The sequence below is a fragment of the Stenotrophomonas sp. STK16_22 genome (assembly GCF_051984505.1).
In the GTDB taxonomy this organism is placed as follows: Bacteria; Pseudomonadota; Gammaproteobacteria; order Xanthomonadales; family Xanthomonadaceae; genus Stenotrophomonas; species Stenotrophomonas maltophilia_A.
This window is the reverse complement of record NZ_CP196972.1, coordinates 2,089,905-2,104,144: the sequence shown is the minus strand read 5'-3', so window position 1 is coordinate 2,104,144 and position 14,240 is coordinate 2,089,905. Positions and strand designations below refer to the sequence as shown.

At 67.4% G+C, this 14,240-nt stretch carries 12 protein-coding genes; all 12 read left to right on the top strand.

The genetic code is table 11. The annotated features are described in order from the left end of the window. Positions 1-34: 34 nt before the first annotated feature. Entirely contained in the window at positions 35-775 is a 741-nt protein-coding gene (locus ACSYAO_RS09680; RefSeq protein ID WP_005409527.1) for a flagellar motor protein, read from the top strand. Between the two features lies 1 nt (position 776). Further along, positions 777-1,793 (top strand): flagellar motor protein MotD, encoded by a 1,017-nt coding sequence (motD, locus tag ACSYAO_RS09675; protein WP_012480097.1) that lies wholly within the window; start codon positions 777-779, stop codon positions 1,791-1,793. A 4-nt stretch (positions 1,794-1,797) separates the two neighbouring features. Beyond that, positions 1,798-2,580 carry a ParA family protein gene (locus ACSYAO_RS09670; protein WP_012480096.1) on the top strand — a complete coding sequence of 261 codons (783 nt, stop codon included), beginning with the start codon at positions 1,798-1,800 and terminating at the stop codon, positions 2,578-2,580. Next, complete coding sequence (locus tag ACSYAO_RS09665) at positions 2,577-3,791, top strand: chemotaxis protein CheW (RefSeq protein ID WP_012480095.1); 1,215 nt, start codon at positions 2,577-2,579, stop codon at positions 3,789-3,791. The genes ACSYAO_RS09670 and ACSYAO_RS09665 overlap by 4 nt, the downstream gene beginning before the upstream one ends. A 286-nt stretch (positions 3,792-4,077) precedes the next feature. Continuing rightward, positions 4,078-4,386, top strand: a complete 309-nt coding sequence (locus tag ACSYAO_RS09660) for an STAS domain-containing protein (protein WP_012480094.1) — start codon at positions 4,078-4,080, stop codon at positions 4,384-4,386. Continuing rightward, a complete protein-coding gene (locus ACSYAO_RS09655) occupies positions 4,383-4,748 on the top strand; it encodes a response regulator (RefSeq protein ID WP_005409521.1) in 366 nt (121 codons plus the stop codon). The genes ACSYAO_RS09660 and ACSYAO_RS09655 overlap by 4 nt, the downstream gene beginning before the upstream one ends. Positions 4,749-4,793: 45 nt before the next feature. Beyond that, on the top strand, positions 4,794-6,785 hold the full coding sequence (locus ACSYAO_RS09650) for a chemotaxis protein CheA (RefSeq protein WP_012480093.1): 1,992 nt from the start codon (positions 4,794-4,796) through the stop codon (positions 6,783-6,785). Positions 6,786-7,155: 370 nt separating this feature from the next. Further along, complete coding sequence (locus ACSYAO_RS09645) at positions 7,156-9,405, top strand: methyl-accepting chemotaxis protein (protein WP_005413240.1); 2,250 nt, start codon at positions 7,156-7,158, stop codon at positions 9,403-9,405. Positions 9,406-9,609: 204 nt separating this feature from the next. After that, complete coding sequence (locus ACSYAO_RS09640; protein WP_005413239.1) at positions 9,610-10,383, top strand: flagellar brake protein; 774 nt, start codon at positions 9,610-9,612, stop codon at positions 10,381-10,383. A gap of 232 nt (positions 10,384-10,615) precedes the next feature. Then, a complete protein-coding gene (locus tag ACSYAO_RS09635; RefSeq protein ID WP_005409516.1) occupies positions 10,616-11,107 on the top strand; it encodes a chemotaxis protein CheW in 492 nt (163 codons plus the stop codon). A gap of 136 nt (positions 11,108-11,243) precedes the next feature. Beyond that, entirely contained in the window at positions 11,244-11,627 is a 384-nt protein-coding gene (locus ACSYAO_RS09630; protein ID WP_005409515.1) for a hypothetical protein, read from the top strand. A 101-nt stretch (positions 11,628-11,728) separates the two neighbouring features. After that, on the top strand, positions 11,729-14,104 hold the full coding sequence (locus ACSYAO_RS09625) for a methyl-accepting chemotaxis protein (protein ID WP_024957771.1): 2,376 nt from the start codon (positions 11,729-11,731) through the stop codon (positions 14,102-14,104). Positions 14,105-14,240: the final 136 nt, after the last annotated feature.

Below are 14,240 nucleotides of genomic sequence, written 5' to 3'. Positions count from 1 at the left end.
TCAAGTCCCATTCATACAAGCCGATACCGGAACCATGGATAGACTCAGCCTCATTGGACTCTTTCTCGCCCTGGCCTCGCTGGTCGGTGGCAGCATCCTCAAGGGCGCTGGCCTGGCGTCGTTGTGGTCGCCTGCGGCGTTCGTGATCGTCATCGTCGGTACCGTTGCCGCGATCCTGCTTCACACCTCGCCGGCGGTGTTCAAGCATGCGTTCAAGATCGTGCGCTGGGTCGTGCGCCCGCCGCACAGCGATCGCCGCGAACTGATCCAGCAGATCGTCGAGTGGAGCAACATCGCCCGCCGCCAGGGCCTGCTGGGCCTGGAATCGCAGGTGGAAGCGCAGCAGGACCCGTTCCTGCGCAAGGGCCTGCAGCTGCTGGTGGACGGCGTTGAACCCGAATCGATGCGTCACATGCTGGAGATCGAACTGGGCAGCCAGGAGCACCAGGACCAGGCCGGCGCCAAGGTCTTCGAAGCGATGGGCATCTACGCGCCCACGCTCGGCATCATCGGTGCCGTTCTCGGCCTGATCGCGGTGATGAAGAACCTGGCCGACCCGAGCAAACTCGGCCACGGCATCGCCGCCGCGTTCACCGCCACCATCTACGGCATCGCCTCGGCCAACCTGCTGTTCCTGCCGATCGCCGCCAAGCTCAAGAGCGTGATCTCGCACAACACCCGCGACCGCGAAATGGTCATTGAAGGCCTGATTTCGATCGCCCAGGGCGAGAACCCGCGCAACATCGAAACCAACCTCTCCGGCTTCCTGCACTGACATGGCCCGCCGCAAGCACCACGAAGAGCACGCCAACCATGAAGCATGGGCGATCCCCTATGCCGACCTGATGACGTTGCTGCTCGCCTTCTTCGTGGTCATGTACGCGATCTCCTCGGTCAACGAGGGCAAGTACCGGATCATGGCCGACGCGCTCACCGATGCCTTCGGCGGCGCACCGCGCACCATCAATCCGGTGCAGGTGGGTAACAAGCAGGTGCAGGGTGGCGGCTGGGACAGCCCCTCGGTGATCAAGTCCGGCACCAAGATCGGCCCCTCCGCGCCCGCGCCGTCGCACGACCCGACCCTGCTGCCGTCGATGGCCTCGCAGATGCGCATGCCGGTCTCCGTGCACAACCAGGAACAGATCGCCCGTGCCGAGCGCCAGCTCAACAGCATCGCCGACCGCCTCACCGCCGCGCTGGCACCGCTGATCGACCGCGGCATGATCAGCGTGCGCCGCACCGAGTTGTGGATCGAAGTGGAGATCAACAGCGACATCCTGTTCCCCACCGGCTCGGCCGCGCTGGACGTGCATGCACGGCAGACGCTGGCCAGCCTGGCCGAGGTGCTGCGCGACGTGCCCAACAGCGTGCGCGTGGAAGGCCATACCGACAACGTGCCGATCGCCACCGCCACCTTCCCTTCGAACTGGGAACTGTCGGCCGGACGCGCCGCCAGCGTGGTGCACCTGTTCGCCGACCAGGGCGTGCAGCCATCACGGCTGGCGATGGTTGGCTATGGCCAGTTCCGTCCGCGCGAAGAGAACGACAGCGCGCAGGGGCGCAACCGCAACCGCCGGGTGATGGTCATCATTCTGGCCGACACCTCGCATTCGGTGGATCCGCTTGGCCAGCGCCTCAATGCGGCCACCGGCGCCGTCGACGACAACACCACCGAACAAGCCGCCGCAACTCCGGCTACCGCCCCCACCTCCCCCATCGCACCGGTGAAGTTGCCGCCGGTGCCGGCTGGCAGCCGCGTCGGCGCCGCCGTTCCCCCGGCAATGAAGGAGTAAACCGATGCGCATCTGGGCAGTCGCCAACCAGAAGGGCGGAGTCGGCAAGACCACCACCACCCTCGCCCTCGGCCGCGGCCTGGCCGCGCTTGGCCATCGCGTGCTGCTGATCGACCTCGATCCGCATGCCTCGCTCAGCCGCGCCTTCGGCGTGCCGGTGGATCCGCCGCCGGCGGGCGTGCTGGAACTGTTCGGCGCCCCGCCGGCCGATCTTTCCAGCCTGTGCCATGCCAGCAGCATCCACGGCCTGGACTACGTCTGCGCGCAGTCGGCGCTGGCCACGCTGGAGCGCCGCAGCGCCAACCAGCCCGGCCTCGGCCTGGCCCTGCAGAACGCACTGGCGCGTCACCAGGGCCAGCACGACTACATCCTGCTGGACTGTGCCCCCACCCTTGGCCTGTTGATGATCAACGCACTGGCCGCTGCCGACCGCCTGATCATTCCCACCCAGGCCGAGCCGCTGGCCCTGCATGGCCTGGACGGCATGGTCCGCACCGGCGAGATGGTCGAGCGCTCGCGCCGCCGCCCGCTGCCGATCTCGATCCTGCCGACCCTGTTCGACCGCCGCACCCGCGCCGGCAACGAGTCGCTGCGCACGATGCAGGATCGCCATGGCACCCGCGTGTGGGAAGACGCCATCCCGATCGACACCCGCATCAGCAATGCCGCAGGCCTGACCCTGCCCAGCGTTGGTGAGGACTACCCGGGCCGCGGCCTGGCCGCCTATCGCCGCGCACTGAACTGGATCCTCGTTGAGGATGCCCGTGCCCTGGAGCAGGCCGCATGAACAGCACCGGCGTACTGGACGACTACCTGGACGAACTGCTGGGCGAAGCGATCGCCCCGGCGGCCGTCGTGCTGCCAACGCCGGACAGCGCCGCCCCGGCTCCGGACAGCACATCGGAACCGGAACGCGAGCCGACCTGGGATGACCTGCCGGCCGAGGTGATCTACGAAACCGACACCGTTGCCGCGGGGCCTGCCGTGGACAACGCCGCGCTCGAAGCCGCCTTCGAGGCGGCCACAACGGCCGAGCGCGAACCCACCTGGGACGATCTGCCCGCCGAAGTGATCTATGAGACGGGCACTGTTGCCGCTGCCCCGGCACAGGACGAGGCAGCACTGGAAGCCGCCTTCGAGGCCGCCGCAATGCCGGTCGCCGCTCCCGAGCGCGAACCGACCTGGGATGACCTGCCTGACGAGGTGATCCACGAGACGACCCCGGCCCAGGCCGGCCCGGAGCCCACCTGGGACGACCTGCCCGACGAAGTGATCTACGAGACCGACGCGGCCGACAGCCATCAGCTCGCCCACACTGACAGCCCCGGTCTGCAGGCTGCGTTCGAAGCCGCTGCGGGTGGCGAGGATGTCCCCACGCCGCCACCGGCCGTGGTTGCGCCCCCGGCACCGCGCGCTGCACCCGCGCCCGCCCCGGTCGCGCGTGCTGCCGCCGCGCCGCCGCCCCGCGTTGCCCTGGATGCCCCGGCCACCAACCGTCCCGGTACCTGGCAGGAGCTGCAGGCGCAGGCGCACCAGCCCGCCAGCAGCCCGCACCCGCAGAACCGCCGCGCCGGCGAGCGCACCTCGCGCTGGCTGCGCCTGCGCTGCGGGACCCAGGCCTATGCGCTGGAACTGCTGAAAGTGCAGGAAGTGGTGTTGCCGGTGCCACTGCTGCCGTTGCGTGGCACGGCACCGGCGATGCTCGGGATCATGAACCTGCGTGGCCAGGTGGTGCCGGTGATGGACCTCGGCCTGCACCTCGGCGCCGCAGCGGCAGAAGACGATGCCCAGACCCGCATCGTGGTGCTGGAAGAGGACGGCGAGACCATCGGCCTGCGCGTGTCGGCAGTGGAAGATGTCGCCAACCTCACCGATTCACAGATCGAACCCCCGGATACCGCCCGCATCTGCCAGATCTCCAATGATCTGTTCCGCGGCGTCGCCCGGGTCAGCCAGCGCCCGATGATCCTGCTGGACGCCACACGGCTGCTGAGTTGATCTGGAAAAAAGGGGACGGAGGGGATTAAGTCGCAAGTGGCTCGGCGCTTTGCGCCGAAGCGGTGCCTGTCGGGGACGCAAGGAGTTGATCCGTTGGATCAACACCTTGCGTCCCCACTGCGCGGTCGCCGTTGCCGAGGGGGCTGCAGTAGAGCCAGGTCGCTTGCGACTTGATCCCCGCCGTCCCCTTTTCAGCTGCGACCGCATCGACGCACCGCGTCGATTCCTCTAAAGAACCCCGCCGGGGTGCCGTTATGGATCACGGAACCGTTTGTCCGGAGCAACGATGAGCACTGTCGAACTGGGTGAGGATCTCGGCATCGAGAGCAGCACCGAGCTCAAGAACCGCCTCGCCCCGCTGGTGGCGCAGGCAGGCGAGCTGACCCTGGATGCAAGCCAGGTCGCCCGCATCCACACGGCCGCCGTGCAGGTGCTGTGTGCATTCGTGCAGGCCCGCCGCGATGCAGGCCTGGGCACCGGCTTCCACGGTTGCACCGCAACCTTCCGTGACGCCGCACGCCTGCTGGGCGTCACCCAGGCCCTGGGCCTGGACGTAACCCATGACAACCTGAAATCTGTGGAGAACGCTGCATGAGCGCACGTATCTTGGTGGTGGACGATTCGGCGTCGATGCGCCAGATGGTTTCCTTCGCCCTCACCTCGGCCGGTTTTGCCGTCGAAGAAGCCGAAGACGGCGCGGTCGCGCTGGGTCGCGCCAAGGGCCAGCGCTTCAACGCGGTGGTCACCGACGTCAACATGCCGAACATGGACGGCATCGCGCTGATCCGCGAACTGCGCCAGCTGCCGGACTACAAGTTCACCCCGCTGCTGATGCTGACCACCGAATCGGCCGCCGACAAGAAGTCCGAAGGCAAGGCCGCCGGTGCCACCGGTTGGCTGGTCAAGCCGTTCAATCCGGAACAGCTGGTCGCCACCGTGCAGAAAGTGCTGGGCTGATCGCCCCGCACCGCTCCCCTTCTTCGCTTCCGGACCACCACTGCCATGAGCATGGACCTGCAACGCTTCCACGCCACCTTCTTCGAGGAGAGCCGCGAAGGCCTCGACGCGATGGAGGCTGGCCTGCTGGCCCTGGAATCGGGGCAGCAGGACGCGGAGATCATCAATTCGGTGTTCCGCGCCGCCCACTCGATCAAGGGCGGCGCCGGCACCTTCGGCTTCGATGCCATCGCCGGCCTGACCCACGTGCTGGAAACGCTGCTCGATGAGCTGCGTGCCGGCAAGCGGGCCCTGGAAGGCCATGCCGTCGATGCCATGCTGTCCTCGGTGGATGTACTGCGCGCCCTGCTGCGCGAAGCCGAACATGGCCAGGCCGCAGACCCCGCTGCGGTCGCCGCAGTGAAGGCGCGCCTCGAAGCCGTTCTCTCCGGCCAGGCCGCACCAAGCGCGCCGGCCGCTACCGCAGCCAAGGTGGACGATACGCCGGAAGCCTGGCAGATCGGGTTCACTCCGGCGCCCTCGCTGTTCATGAGCGGCAACGACCCGTTGCGCATCATCCGCGAACTGGAACACCTCGGCTCGCTGCAGGTGGCCGCGCGCATGGAACGCCTGCCGGGGTTCGCCCAGCTCGACCCGCTCGAGGCCCACCTGGCGTGGGACCTGGGCCTGGTCGGCAAGGTGCCGCGCAGCAAGATCGAAGACACCTTCGCCTGGGTACTGGACGACTGCGAGCTGGACATCCGTCCGGCAGCGCCGCCGAGCCTGGCAACCCAGGCGCCCGTTGCTGCATCCCCTTCCACACCTGCTGCCGTCGTGCCGGCAGCGCCTGCTGCGCCTGCCGCCGGCGGTGCTGCCACCCAGGAAGCCGAAACGTCGATCCGCGTCAGCGTCGACAAGGTCGATGCGCTGATCAACCTCGTCGGCGAACTGGTCATCACCCAGGCCATGCTCAAGCAGGTCTCGCACGCGCTGGACCCGGTCCACGCCGAGAGCCTGTTCGCCGGCCTGGACCAGCTGGAACGCAACACTCGCGATCTGCAGGAAGCGGTGATCGGCGTGCGCATGCTGCCGGTCGACGCGGTGTTCCGCCGCTTCCCGCGCCTGGTCCGCGACCTGTCCAGCCGCCTCGGCAAGCAGGTGCGCCTGCGCACCGTCGGCGAGGGCACCGAGCTGGACAAGGGGCTGATCGAGAAGATCGCCGATCCACTGGTGCACCTGGTGCGCAACTCGATCGACCACGGCCTGGAAATGCCCGACGTGCGTCGCGGCGCGGGCAAGGACGAAACCGGCACGATCACCCTGGCCGCTTCGCACCAGGGCGGCCATATCGTCATTGAAGTGAGCGACGACGGCCGCGGCCTGGATCGCGCCAAGATCCTGGCCAAGGCCACCGAACGCGGCCTGGCCGTACCGGACAACCCGACCGATTCGCAGGTCTGGGACCTGATCTTCCAGCCAGGCTTCTCCACTGCCGATGCGGTCACCGACCTGTCCGGGCGTGGCGTCGGCATGGACGTGGTTCGCCGCAACATCCAGGCACTGGGCGGTGAGGTCCAGATCGAAAGCAGCCTGGGTACTGGCACCCGCACGCTGATCCGCCTGCCGCTGACCCTGGCCATCCTCGACGGCATGACCGTGGCGGTTGCCGGCGAAACCCTGATCCTGCCGCTGGCCTATGTGCTTGAGGCGTTGCAGCCGCAGGCCGAGGACATCCGCAGCATGGCCGGCGAAGGCCGCGTGCTGCGCGTACGTGGCGAGTACCTGCCGATCCTCTCGCTGAGCGAGTACTACGGCTACGGCAACCGCGCGCCGGGCAGTGAATCGCTGGTGGTCGTGGTCGAAGGCGATGGCCAGAAGATCGCACTGGAAGTGGATGAACTGGTCGGCCAGCAGCAGGTGGTGGTGAAGAACATCGAGAACAACTACCGCCGTATCGGCGGGGTGTCCGGTGCCACCATCCTTGGCGACGGCCGCGTCGCGTTGATCGTCGACATCGGCGGACTGGTGCGCTCGTTGCGGATGCCGCAGGCCGCCTGATCCACGCTGCATGCGTGTACTGGACCGCCGCCCTTCGGGGCGGCGGTTTTTGTTTGTGCGCGCTCTGCCAAGGGGGGCGCATTCCTTTCCGCAGGAAAGAGCTCTGACCCCATCCCTTCTGTGAACTCCGTCGCCATGATGGTTGCGGGCGCAACTACTTCATCCAAGCGAAAGCACGCCGCTGCAACGCTTTCGCGCTGTCATCCCTACGCAACCGAATGTGATCTGCGTCCATAAAGTCCACGCGAACGGCGCCGTTATTTCGCAATGACGGTCGTCACCGAACCCCACCGGGCACCCCCGTTCGCTCTGCAACCACTCCCGAACCGGCGCACAGACGCCGGCACTCTGCCCACCTGGAGCACCCTGCATGAAGTGGTTCCAAGATCTGCCCATCGCCCGCAAGCTGGCCGTGGGGTTCACCCTCACCACCTTGATGACCCTGATCCTCGGCGCCTTCGCACTGCTGCGCCTGAGCGAAGCCAACGCGCAGTTGCGCGAGATGGCTGGCAACGACATCCCCTCGGTCCAGCACCTGGGCGAGGCGCGCTCGCAGCTGGGAGAATTCCGCACCTATGAACTTGCACAGCTGAGCATGCTCGACCAGCCGGAGAAGGTCGCCGACTACAACAAGCGCATGGACGACACCGCCAAGGCCGTGCATGACGAGCTGGCCGCGTACTCGGCGCTGCCGGCGCTGGCCAAGGAGCGTGAACTCTATCGCGCGGCCAGCGCACAGCTGGACCGCTACTTCGCCGCCAACAAGGCGATGCGCGACGCCGTGGCCGCCGGTGATGGCGCTCGGGCCCAGCAGATCTCCGACGAGCAGTCGCGCCCGGCGCGTCGCGACCTGTTCGCTGCGATGAAGGCCCTGGGCACCCACATCGCCGGCCAGATGGACGGCAAGATCGCCGACGCCAACGCCACCCATCGCAACAGCATGATCGCGATCATCAGCTGCATCGTGCTGCTTTCGTTGGTGGCCGCCGCACTGGCCACCGTCATCTCGCGCGCCGTCACTGGCCCGCTGGGCAAGGCCGTGCATGCCATCCAGGCGGTTGCCCGCGGCGACCTCAGCGTCAGCACCCAGGCCACCAGCAAGGACGAAGCCGGCAAGATGCTGGCCGCCACCGCCGAGATGACCGCAATGCTGCGCCGCTTCAGCGAGCAGACCCAGTTGATGGCACAGATGCACGCTGGGCCGGACATCAGCCACCGCATCCCGGAGGATTTCCCGGGTGTGTATGGCCAGCTGGCCAGCGGCATCAACACGGTGATCTTCGAACACCTCGATGCGATCGTCGATGCCATTGAAGTACTCAACCAGTACGCCACCGGCAACCTCGCCCCGGACGCCCGCCGCCTGCCCGGCAGCCGCGCGATCCTGCACGAGTCGATGGACGCGGCCAAGGCCAGCCTGCTGGCCATCAACACGCAGATCCAGCAGCTGGCCTCGGCCGCCGCCGCCGGCGACTTCAGCCAGCGCGGCGATGCGCAGCGTTTCGATCACGATTTCCGCGTGATGATCGAGCAGCTCAACAGCATGATGCAGGTGGCCGACGGCAACCTCGGCCAGCTCTCGCAGCTGCTGCAGTCGATCGCCGCCGGCGACCTGACCGCACGCATGGACGGCCAGTTCAACGGCGTGTTCGCGCGCATGCGTGACGACGCCAACACCACCGTCGCACAGCTGACCCAGATCGTCGGCCAGATCCAGGCCAGTGCCTCCAGCATCACCTTGGCCGCTGGCGAGATCGCGTCCGGCAACAGCGACCTGTCGCGCCGTACCGAGCAGCAGGCCGCCAACCTGGAAGAGACCGCCGCCTCGATGGAGGAACTGACCTCCACCGTGCGCCAGAACGCCGAGCACGCCCGCCAGGCCAACCAGCTCGCCATCGGCGCGCATGGCGTCGCTTCGCAGGGCGGCGAGGTGGTCGGCCAGGTGGTCACCACCATGTCGGCCATCGAAGCCTCGTCGAAGAAGATCGCCGAGATCATCTCTGTCATCGACGGCATCGCGTTCCAGACCAACATCCTGGCGCTGAACGCCGCAGTGGAAGCCGCGCGTGCCGGCGAGCAGGGCCGTGGTTTCGCCGTGGTCGCCAGCGAAGTGCGTACGCTCGCCCAGCGTTCGGCTGCGGCGGCCAAGGAAATCAAGGGCCTGATCGATGATTCGGTCGGCAAGGTCGCCGAAGGCTCCAGCCTGGTCCACCAGGCCGGCAGCACCATGGGCGAGATCGTCGCCTCGGTGCAGCGCGTGACCGACATCATGGCCGAGATCTCCGCCGCTTCGCAGGAACAGTCGGCCGGCATCGAGCAGGTCAACCAGACCGTGGTGCAGATGGACGAGACCACCCAGCAGAACGCCGCGCTGGTGGAGGAAGCGACTGCTGCGGCACGCGCCATGGAAGACCAGGCCGTGCAGCTGGGCGAAGCCGTCGCGCGCTTCCGGCTGGCATCGCAGGGCGTCGCCGCTGCGCCGGCACGGTTGGCCAATGCACCGCAGCCACGTCAGGTCGCGGCCGCCCTGCCCGTCACCAAGGCAGCACCGACACGGCCGCTGCGGGCGTCGGCCGCCCAGCCGGCGCTGGCTGCCGAGGGTGATTGGCAGGAGTTCTGACCCCACGCAGAAAGCATCCGCCCATGGGGTGGATGCACCAGCGTGGCGGGCCACGGGGTCAGATCCCTTTCCCACCGGAAAGGGATCTGACCCCTTATGCATGGAAAGTGATGCAAATCTCACTTCATAATCCAATGAAGAGGCCGATATCCCCATCGAGCCTGCGCCAACGCGTGCTGGCGCCCGCCCCTGATCACAGACTCCATGTCCGACGGCCACGACACTGAACTGCATGATGTCCACGCGGCCGACGCCGCGGACGAACGCTTCCTGGTCCGCAACCCCCGCCAGCTGCGGCAGCTGCTGCGCTCGCTGATCGACCAGCGATCACTGATCAACGCGCATATCGACGGCCGGGATCGTTCCTTCCCGACCGCCCTGCTTGATCTCGACGAGGACGAAGACTACCTGCTGCTCGACGGCAGCCCGCAGGAGGCATCGAACCGTGCCGCCGAGCAGGCCGACCACCTGCTCTGCTTCGCCCAGCTTGAACGTGTCCTTGTGCGGTTCCGCCTGCACGAACTGCAGCGCGTGGACAACGATGGCCACGTCGCCTTCCGCGCCCCGTTGCCGGACGAACTGGTGCATCTGCAGCGCCGTGAGCTGTACCGGCTGGAGACCCCGGTCACCGACTCGCCGCATCTGCTGCTGCCACCCGGCGAAGCACGTGCCGAAGCGCTGTCGATGCGGGTGGTGGACATCAGCGGTGGCGGCCTGGCCGTAGTGGTTCCCAACGACTGCGCCGTATTCGGCCTGCAGAAGCGCTACCCGGCGCAGCTGTCGCTGCCCGATGGCCCCGACCTGGACATCGAACTGGTGGTCTGCAACCTGCTGCCACAGCGACAGCCCAATGGCATCGAGGTCAAGCGCGTGGGAATGCGCTTTGACAGCCTGCCGCGCGGCGGCGACAGCGCCATCCAGCGCTACATCTTCCGCATCGACCGCCAGCGCAAGGCGCGCCGCAACGGCGAGCTCTGAGGCCCGTTCGACCGTTCGTGCCGGCCGGCGGCCGGCAACCCGCATGATGCCGTCGCCGGCCAGCGGCCGGCACTACCGATCTTCGGCGGATCCACGCCATATGCGCGTGCCGGCCGCGCCGCGGTAGATCCCCGCCATGCGTGGATGCCTCTCCCCCGGCACCTAAAGTCCCCCCACGCGGGGCCGATATCGAGCCTGACACCGGGACTTCCGGCAGAACCAGGACCCCTCGATGAACGACAAGACCAGCTCCGCCGCCAGCGCCGGTGGCGAATTCCTCAGCTTCACCCTCGGCGCCGAGCACTACGGCGTGGACATCCTCAAGGTGCAGGAGATCCGTGGCTACGATGCGGTCACCCGCGTGCCGGACGCCCCGGACTACATCAAGGGTGTGATCAACCTGCGCGGCACCATCGTGCCGGTCATCGACCTGCGCTTGAAGCTGCGCCTGGACAACGCCCGCTACGACGCTTTCACCGTGATGATCGTGCTCAACGTCGAAGACCGCGTGGTCGGCATCGTGGTCGACAGCGTGTCGGACGTGATCCCGCTGTCGGCCGAGCAGATCCGCCCGACCCCGGAGTTCGGCGCTGCAGTCGACACCCGCTTCATCTCCGGCATCGGCACCCACGACGACCGCATGCTGATCCTGCTGGACATCGAGACCCTGCTCGACAGCGCCGACATGGGCCAGGCCTCCCTCGCCGAAGACGCTGCCGCCTGATCCATCGGACCTGCTTCACGTTCTGGTCACAAAACCCTTCAGTTCCCCCCAGCAGTGCCGATAGGGGGACAGAAGCCGGTCGCGCAGGAGCGCGCGGAACCGGAACGACCATCACCATCCCCGGAGATACACCTCGATGAAGTCCCTGCTTGCGTTCGTTTCGGCCGCTGTCCTGGCCACCACCGCTTCCTCCGCGTTCGCCCAGGCGGCCGACATGATCCCGCCGGAACTGGCCCCGCGTTCGGTCGGCAAGGACGGCATGGTCTGTGGCAAGGTCGAAAAGGCCCGCTACGCCGAAGGTTCCGAAGGCCAGCCGACCTTCCTGTACATGGGCGGTGCCTTCCCGCGCCACACCTTCTCGGCCCGCATCGCCGGCGAGAACCGCGGCAAGTTCTCCTTCCCGCTGGAAACCCTGGAAGGCAAGACCGTGTGCGTGATCGGCAAGATCCAGCGCGACGCCTCGCGCGCGGAAATCGAAGTCAGCTCGCCGGCGGGCCTGAAGCTGGCCAACATCAAGTAATCCGCTGTCCGTCGAACCACGCCGGAGCTTGTGCCGGCGTGGTTTCTGCTGCAACCGGGCCCGACGCCCGGACGCGTCTGCCTTAGGAGATCGCAACGCCCATGCCGTGGATCAACAACCTGAAACTGATGCCGAAGCTGCTGTTGACCTTCGGCGTCCTCCTGCTGGTGATGCTGCTGCAGGGCATCGTCGCCTATCGCGGACTGCATTCGCTGAACAACGTCACCACCGAGTTGGCGGGTTCGCGCATGGAAAGCATCCGCATGGCCGGCGAGATGCGCGGCATGCTGGGCGAGTACCGCAATGCTGCCTACCAGCAGCTGATCCGCGCCAGCGATGACGTCAAGTCCGACGCGCGCAAGCAGGCCGTCGACCTGCGCACCAGCATGGACACGTCGATCAAGGAATACCCGAAGCTGGTCGACAACGCGCAGCAGAAGAAGCTGTTCGATACCTTCGCCAAGGAATGGAAGGACGCCCTGGCCTCCTACGACAGCGTCACCGAGATGCTGGAGCTGGACCTGCCGGACGATGCCATCGATACCTTCGTGGGCGAGACCCGCACCAAGCACCGCAAGGCTGCATCCGCGCTGGAAGCGCTGATCGCCGAAGACAACCGCCTCGCCCGCGCCTCGCGCGAAGAGGCCGCGTCCACCTATTCCGCCTCCGCCGTGCTGACCGTGATCGCCCTGCTGGGCGGCGCCGCGCTCGGCCTGGTGCTGGTCTGGCTGTTCGCGCGCGCCCTGGTCGGCAGCGTGCGTGGCGCCGTGTCGGTTGCCAACGACGTGGCCGGTGGCAAGCTCGATGGCCACATCGACGTCAGCCGCCAGGATGAAGTGGGCGAACTGATGCAGGCCATGCAGCGGATGCAGCGCGACCTGCGCGAACGCATCGAAACCGACCAGGCCGTTGCCCGCGAGAACCTGCGCATCCGCACCGCGCTGGACTACAGCTCGACCGGTGTCTACCTGACCGATACCAGCAACACCATCGTCTACAGCAACCGCGCCCTGCAGCAGACCCTCAGCCAGTACCAGGATGAAGTCCGCCGCGACCTGCCGGACTTCGACGCCCAGGCCTCGTTGATCGGCAAGCCGGTCACCGTGCTGGAACACCGCGGCGAGATGGACCAGACGCTGTTGGGCAACCTGAAGGCCCACGGCGTCGCCCGTCGCCCGATGCAGTACGGCGATGCCCAGTTCGCGCAGGTGGTGTCGACCATCCGCAACGAAGGCGGCGACACCGTCGGCTACGTGGTGGAATGGCGCGACCGCACCCAGGAAGCACTGGTCGAAGCCGAAGTGGCGCGCGTGATCGCCCAGGCCGCCGCCGGCGACCTGTCCGGCCGCATCGACGCCAGCGACAAGGAAGGCTTCTTCCTGCAGCTGGCCCAGCAGATCAACGGCCTGCTGGACGCCAACGCCGGCAGCATCGAACAGATCTCCGGCCTGCTTGCCGCGCTGTCGCAGGGTGACCTGACCGTGCGCATGCACGGCGACTACCAGGGCGTGTTCGCCCGCATGCGCGACGACGCCAACGCCACCGCCGCGCAGCTGAGTGAAATCGTCACCCGCATCAAGCAGTCCAGCCGCGCGATCAGCTCGGCCGCCGGTGAGATCGCCTCGGGCAACAGTGACCTGTCGCGCCGTACCGAGCAGCAGGCCGCCAACCTGGAAGAGACCGCCGCCTCGATGGAGGAACTGACCTCCACCGTGCGCCAGAACGCCGAGCACGCCCGCCAGGCCAACCAGCTCGCCATCGGCGCGCACGGCGTCGCTTCGCAGGGCGGCGAGGTGGTCGGCCAGGTGGTCACCACCATGTCCGCCATCGAAGCCTCGTCGAAGAAGATCGCCGAGATCATCAGCGTCATCGACGGCATCGCTTTCCAGACCAACATCCTGGCGCTGAACGCCGCAGTGGAAGCCGCGCGTGCCGGTGAACAGGGCCGTGGTTTCGCCGTGGTCGCCAGCGAAGTGCGTACCCTCGCCCAGCGTTCGGCCGCTGCCGCCAAGGAGATCAAGGGCCTGATCGACGATTCGGTCGGCAAGGTCAACGACGGCTCGGCGCTGGTGCACAAGGCCGGCGCGACCATGGGCGAGATCGTCGCCTCGGTGCAGCGCGTGACCGACATCATGGCCGAGATCTCCGCCGCTTCGCAGGAACAGAGCGCCGGCATCGAGCAGGTCAACCAGACCGTGGTGCAGATGGACGAAACCACCCAGCAGAATGCCGCGCTGGTGGAAGAAGCCACTGCTGCCGCGCGTGCGATGGAAGAACAGGCTGGTCAGCTCAGCGAAGCGGTGTCGATCTTCGTGGTGGACGAAGCCGAGGTCGTCGCCGCCCCGCGCGTCACCGCCCCGGCGCCGCGCGCCGCTGCACCGGCTGCCCCGTCCCCGGCTGCCCCGCCGGCCCGCCGCACGGCGGGTGGTCGCCCGATGGCCACCGAACTGGCCGACGGAGACTGGCAGGAGTTCTGAGGCCTGCCTGACCTGACGCACGAGAACGCCCTGGCCCTGCGCTGGGGCGTTTTTGTTTACGGGGTATCTGGATATCCAGCCAACGGCGAAGCCCCTCGGGATGGTCGGTCGAAGCGCTGGGTTACTGAGGGTTGGC

Coding starts and splice junctions, on each gene's coding strand:
- ACSYAO_RS09665 (WP_012480095.1), top strand. CDS start 2,577: ATGAACAGCACCGGCGTACTGGACGACTACCTGGACGAACTGCTGGGC.
- motD (WP_012480097.1), top strand. CDS start 777: ATGGCCCGCCGCAAGCACCACGAAGAGCACGCCAACCATGAAGCATGG.
- ACSYAO_RS09625 (WP_024957771.1), top strand. CDS start 11,729: ATGCCGTGGATCAACAACCTGAAACTGATGCCGAAGCTGCTGTTGACC.
- ACSYAO_RS09680 (WP_005409527.1), top strand. CDS start 35: ATGGATAGACTCAGCCTCATTGGACTCTTTCTCGCCCTGGCCTCGCTG.
- ACSYAO_RS09660 (WP_012480094.1), top strand. CDS start 4,078: ATGAGCACTGTCGAACTGGGTGAGGATCTCGGCATCGAGAGCAGCACC.
- ACSYAO_RS09655 (WP_005409521.1), top strand. CDS start 4,383: ATGAGCGCACGTATCTTGGTGGTGGACGATTCGGCGTCGATGCGCCAG.
- ACSYAO_RS09630 (WP_005409515.1), top strand. CDS start 11,244: ATGAAGTCCCTGCTTGCGTTCGTTTCGGCCGCTGTCCTGGCCACCACC.
- ACSYAO_RS09670 (WP_012480096.1), top strand. CDS start 1,798: ATGCGCATCTGGGCAGTCGCCAACCAGAAGGGCGGAGTCGGCAAGACC.
- ACSYAO_RS09640 (WP_005413239.1), top strand. CDS start 9,610: ATGTCCGACGGCCACGACACTGAACTGCATGATGTCCACGCGGCCGAC.
- ACSYAO_RS09650 (WP_012480093.1), top strand. CDS start 4,794: ATGAGCATGGACCTGCAACGCTTCCACGCCACCTTCTTCGAGGAGAGC.
- ACSYAO_RS09645 (WP_005413240.1), top strand. CDS start 7,156: ATGAAGTGGTTCCAAGATCTGCCCATCGCCCGCAAGCTGGCCGTGGGG.
- ACSYAO_RS09635 (WP_005409516.1), top strand. CDS start 10,616: ATGAACGACAAGACCAGCTCCGCCGCCAGCGCCGGTGGCGAATTCCTC.